Here is a 5,492-nt window from a genome sequence, read left to right as displayed (position 1 = left end):
ATCTATATTTTATTGTTTTTTCTCTCAAAAAGCTGATGGAAAGATTGGAATAGCAGGCATTAAAATTGAGCCAAGAGTAAATGTAACATATTCTTATGATGACAATTACAGATTTACGGAAAAGAAAGAAAGCGCCTATACAATCAATGTAAGTCCTTCCTTAGATTTTTCTTATGAAAAAGGAATAGCTGAAATTAGACTGAATCTTAGAAGCCCGTATCGATACTTTTCTGAATCTACCGGGAAAAAATCTAAATTTCAGGACACTTTTTATGAAGCAGAAATGACGGTGAGACTTCCTGCTCGAATAAAACTCCATTTGGAAGATAACTTTGTATCAACAGAACTAAGCCCTTTTTTAACAAAAGAAAAATTTGACCGTACTGATAGGTCTGAAAACAGGTTTGCGGGCGATATTTTTATGCCAATTGGCACAATGTTTGATGTATTTTTTAATTATAGAAATGAGAATTACCGTTACATTGATAAAAGCAACACTTTTTTTTCATTTTCAAAGAATAATAGAAAACTTGATAATATGAATATTCGTTTGGGCTTTAAGCCTGTTAAGGATACCAGTTTTTTTGTCCGCTATTGGTATCAAAGGAATTTGTATAAGAATGACCCGCTCAGAGATTCGCAATCAAGGCAGGTAAATTATGGGATCCAACAATCAATAGGGGATTTTATTCGAATCAATGCACAAATTGGCACAGGGAAAAGAAAGGCAAATTCTGTATCACGACCCGAAGACGACAGACTGACTTGGTCAACAGGTGTTTTTTTGGCTCTTACAGACCGTTTATCATTGTATTACAATGTCAATAGGACTGTGACAGACACATCGTATAAAAATGTTAAAAAAGAAAATACTAGACGGACTCTTTCTATGTTTCTTTCTTTAAGAGGGAAACTTACGGACCATTCGGACATTGATATAATTGCAGGAAGGACAAGAAATTGGACTAATAGTGTCAATGGTGGGAATTCAGTATTTAAAAATATAACAGTGAGATTGGATAACCAATTTTTTGAGAGAATCAGAAATGAAATTGAATATCGATTCGGTCTTAATGAGTTTGAAGGAGGGGGATTTTTTTTTGGAAGTGTTAAAAGAAAAGATAGAAGATGGAACATCGAAGATAATCTAAATTTTAGAATATCCCGAAAAACAAATTTGCGTTTTGGTTATCTTCACGAAAAAAGGACGAGTTTTTTTGGAAGTTTTGTAAGAAACCGATATACTTTTAGTATAAATTTTACCTATTGAGAAAAAAATAAGGATAGTAGAGTAAAAGGATGTTTTATATAAATTATGATTGACAATGATTAATGATGAGAATACTTTTTTATAGTCGGAGAAATATTATGGCAATGAGGAATTATATGAAATATTTTAGGGGAAAATCGTTTTTATTGATTCTATCTTTATTTTACTTGTTTGTCTTTGGTAGCTGTAGTTTTTTTGCTGCAGACCATCTTATCATAAAGAAATATACCAGTACATCGCAAGAAAAAGTGAATGAAGAAGGTAATTCAATGGAAGTAGTCCAGTTGACAGAGCCTGTAGTCGACTCAAATAAGGAATGGTATACAGTAGGTCCTGAAGACATTATAAATATTAAGGTTTGGGAGCATAACGAATTATCATTTGAAGCTGAAGTGCTTGAAGACGGAACTATAAATTATCCTTTTTTTAAAAAAATATATGTGGCAGGACTTACGCCATCTGAAATAGCCGATAAAATAGCAGGCTTATTGTCAAATGGATATATAGAAAATCCGCAGGTTTTTGTTTCTGTAAAGGAATATAGGAGCAAAAAAGTTTTTGTAATCGGAGAAGCTGAAAAGAATGGCAAATATTTTCTTAAGAAACCCACATCATTATTTGAATTTATTTCTCAATTGGGAGGTTTGAAAAAAACAGCAGGAAACAGGATTATAATCAAGCGGCTTCAAAAAGATAATAATAGCGAAAAGATGGTTGAAATAGAAATTCCTGTTATTGATGGCGAAATTCAAAAAAATATACTATTACAAGAAAACGATGTTATCGATATACCGGAAGCAAAGTTTTTTATAAGTGGAGAAGTTGGGAAATCTGGATACTATACTTTACAGGAAGATTATAATATATATCAGGCAATTATAGTGGCAGGTGATTTTACGAGAGGAGCAAGAGAAACAGCAGTCAAATTGATACGCAACGGCGGCAGGGAAGTCTATGTTGTAAATGTTGAAAGAATTAGAAAGGGTCTTGAAAGAGGATTACCCGCAAAATCCGAAAGATTCAGAAAGGAGTTGGAAGAATTAAAAATTCGAGATGGAGATGTTATAATTGTTCCAAAGAGTATTTTTTATTCCGAATAGAGAAGTAAAAAACCGATATATTTTAAGTTATGGATGTTGCTAAGAAAATAGAAACTAAACTTTCACTGAAGGACTATTTTTACATAGTCAAAAAAAGAGTTTGGACAGTGGTCCTCATTGCAATGTTTATTCTTGTTTCTGTTTCCATTGCAACATTCAAGCAGAAAAAACTTTATATGGCAAAATCGAGAATTCTTATCGAATATTCTGCAAGCAATATAGTTTCTTTCCAAGATATCAATAAATTTTCTGGCTATAATGAATATTTTGAAACACAGTATGAAATTATAAAGAGCAGAATGGTTGCACTAGAAGTTGTTGACCGACTTTTTCCCAATGAGAATTTGACAGAAGACGAAAGAATAGCGAGAGCCGATGCAATTCGAGCAAAGATCATTGTCAATCCAGTTAAAGGGACAAATTTAGTTGATTTAGCTATGATGGGACCTGACCCAAAGGAAGTGGCGCGGTTGGTTAATTTAGTGACTGATGTTTATATCGAGAAAAGTTTGGAAGATAAGGTTAATAGTTATAAGACAGCTTCAAGCTGGCTTGATGACCAAATAACATCCGTTATTGTTAAGATGAAGAAAGCGGAATTTGATCTTCAAAAATACAGAGAACAGAAACAGATAATTTCACCAAAGATTGAAGAAAGACAGAGCAATGTAATTGCTGAATTGAATCAGGTGACAAGGGAGTTACAGGGACTTCGGTCGAGAAAATTAGAACTTGAAATAGCTTTAAAGCAGATTAAGGAATTAAGAGATAAAGGAATAGATATAGATGAAACGACATTGCCAGAAGTTTTACAGGGAACCGGAATTCAGGCAATGAGAGGGCAAATCTATGCTTTAACACAAACTTTGTATAAACTTAAAACAGAATTTGGAGAAAAACATCCTGAAGTTTTGAAAGTCAAGGCACAAATAGATGCGATTAATAAAAATATCCAAACAGAAATTGATAAAGTAATCAATAGAATCAATAATCAGTATGAATTACTGAAAGCAAAGGAGAAATTATACAATGAGAGAAAAAAGGAGCTAAATAATACTGCAATTGGATTATTGGAGAGGTCAATTCAATATAATATCTTAAACAGGGAAGTAGAGATAAACCGCAATCTCTATGACTACTTATTAAAGAGAGCAGGTGAAATAAATGTGACAGGAAGTATGCGCTTCAACAATATTAGTCTCGTTGATAAGGCAACAGTACCTAAAAAGCCTATAAGTCCCAATGTGCCAAGAAATCTCATTCTTGGAGCTGTTGTAGGACTTATATTCGGTTTAGGCTTTGCCTTTTTCCTTGAATATCTCGATGAAACAATCAGGTCTTTGGAAGATGTTGAGCATTATTTGAATCTTCCTATTTTGGGGTTTGTGCCAAATATACACAGCTATATGAAGAAAAGGTCACAACGAGTAAGTCCTGAATTGATAACATATACCCATCCAAAATCAACTGTCTCTGAATGTTACCGCGCTGTTAGGACAAATATCCTTTTCTCGACTGAAGTTCCACCAAAAGTTATAATGGTGACAAGTTCAACACCGGGCGAAGGGAAAACTGTTTCTGCAGTCAATATTGCAATAGCTATGGCTCAAAGTGAAAAAAAAGTATTATTGATGGATGGTGACCTGAGGCGTTCAAGGATTCATGACATTTTCCGCCTTGAAAATAAATATGGATTAAGCACACTACTCACAGATGAGAATATAGATGCTTTTTCGCTTATAGTGAAAAGCAGCATTACAAATCTCAATATTTTACCGAGTGGTCCGGTCCCAAAAAATCCAGCAGAGCTTTTGATGAAGGAAAGAATGAAGTCTTTGATTAAAATTTATAAAGATAACTTTGACATTATTATAATCGATGCGCCTCCTGTAGTGCCTGTAACTGATCCGTCGATAATTTCAAAATATTCAGATGTTGTTTGTCTTGTAGTAAGGAGCGGTGTAACAGCAAAGAATATTGTGGAAAAGAATGCAAAGAGATTTTTGGATTTAGATGTTAAGAGATTGAATGTTTTATTAAATGATGTGAGAAAACAAGATTCAGATTATTACTATTCAGAATATTATTACAGCTACTACAAAAAGGAAGAGGAGCTGCATCAGGTATAGGGAAAAGCATAGAGGAACAATGAACTATTTTTTTCATTCAGTTGATGCATCTAACTCTTTCCAATCTTTTCACTTTGCAAATCAATTTTTTAACTGAATGAATTCATGGGAAATTTTCTTGAAAAATATGTTGACCCTGCACTCCTTCAATGTAAAGAGTCATTTTATGATGATTGGGTTACAGAAAAACTTGATAAATGTTCCATCCTATTGGATGCAGGATGTGGAAGTGGTGATTATTGGCAAGGTAGAGAAAGTCGTTTTTTAGGGAAAAAAGTAATTGGAATAGATATTAGTAGAGAATCTATAGCAGAAAATAAAATAATTTCTATTGGAGCTGAAGGTAATCTTTCTCAAATTCCTTTGAAAGATGAATCAGTGCAACTGATTATATGTCGTTCTGTTTTTGAACATTTGACAGAACCGCAAAGCGTATGGTCAGAATTTGCAAGAATACTTAAACCGGGCGGTTATGTCATAATATCGACTCAAAATAAATACCATCCTGTAATGTTTCTAAGTTATCTATTCCCTTCAGAATTTAGAGTTTTTTTAAAGAAAAGATTGCTCAATATGGAGCTTGATGAAGGTACATATCCTACTCATTATAAATGTAATACTAAATGGGCTTTTGAAAAGATGTCAAAGGCAGTGGGGTTTGAAGAAGAGTATTATATTCATCATACTCATGGACATGGTTATTGGAAAAGCCCCTTGTTGCGAAAAACTTTGGGATTTATGGAAATGATTCTTAGCACAAAAACTTTTTTTATTTTTAGAGCTCATATCGTAGCTTGTTATAGAAAGCCTTTATAAAGTGATTTTTGAGGAAAGAAGATTAGACAAGATTATTGAGGGAGGTATCCTTTTTCTAATTGTTTTTACTCCTGCTGCATACAGCACCGTTGAATTTTGGTCTGAATCAGTATTGCATATAACTGTTTTTCTTATTTTTATTTTGTGGTTTACAAAAATTTTAATTACAAAAAATTT

5 protein-coding genes are annotated in these 5,492 nt (G+C 33.1%); 4 read left to right on the top strand and 1 reads right to left on the bottom strand.

Annotation, left to right across the window (positions count from 1 at the left end; translation table 11 throughout):
• The 4 genes from D6734_11165 to D6734_11150 all read left to right on the top strand — a co-directional run.
• A partial coding sequence (locus D6734_11165) for a hypothetical protein (GenBank protein ID RMF92924.1) occupies nucleotides 1-1,270 on the top strand: 1,270 nt, incomplete at its 5' end.
• A 62-nt stretch (nucleotides 1,271-1,332) separates the two neighbouring features.
• On the top strand, nucleotides 1,333-2,370 hold the full coding sequence (locus tag D6734_11160) for a hypothetical protein (protein RMF92923.1): 1,038 nt from the start codon (nucleotides 1,333-1,335) through the stop codon (nucleotides 2,368-2,370).
• Between the two features lie 29 nt (nucleotides 2,371-2,399).
• Nucleotides 2,400-4,499 (top strand): polysaccharide biosynthesis tyrosine autokinase, encoded by a 2,100-nt coding sequence (locus D6734_11155; GenBank protein ID RMF92922.1) that lies wholly within the window; start codon nucleotides 2,400-2,402, stop codon nucleotides 4,497-4,499.
• Nucleotides 4,500-4,604: 105 nt separating this feature from the next.
• Complete coding sequence (locus D6734_11150) at nucleotides 4,605-5,315, top strand: class I SAM-dependent methyltransferase (protein RMF92921.1); 711 nt, start codon at nucleotides 4,605-4,607, stop codon at nucleotides 5,313-5,315.
• Here D6734_11150 and D6734_11145 read toward each other — a convergent pair.
• Nucleotides 5,310-5,492 (bottom strand): hypothetical protein (locus tag D6734_11145; protein RMF92920.1); only part of this gene is annotated, 183 nt, incomplete at its 5' end. The two genes, D6734_11150 and D6734_11145, sit on opposite strands and share 6 nt — an antisense overlap.

It is taken from the genome of Candidatus Schekmanbacteria bacterium, from assembly GCA_003695725.1.
Classification (GTDB): Bacteria; Schekmanbacteria; GWA2-38-11; order GWA2-38-11; family J061; genus J061.
The sequence above is the reverse complement of the archived record's forward strand: the minus strand, read 5'-3'. Positions and strand labels throughout refer to the sequence as shown.

Excerpts from the sequence above, each read along its gene's own strand:
- D6734_11150 (RMF92921.1), top strand. The coding sequence starts at position 4,605 with ATGGGAAATTTTCTTGAAAAATATGTTGACCCTGCACTCCTTCAATGT.
- D6734_11160 (RMF92923.1), top strand. The coding sequence starts at position 1,333 with ATGATGAGAATACTTTTTTATAGTCGGAGAAATATTATGGCAATGAGG.
- D6734_11155 (RMF92922.1), top strand. The coding sequence starts at position 2,400 with ATGGATGTTGCTAAGAAAATAGAAACTAAACTTTCACTGAAGGACTAT.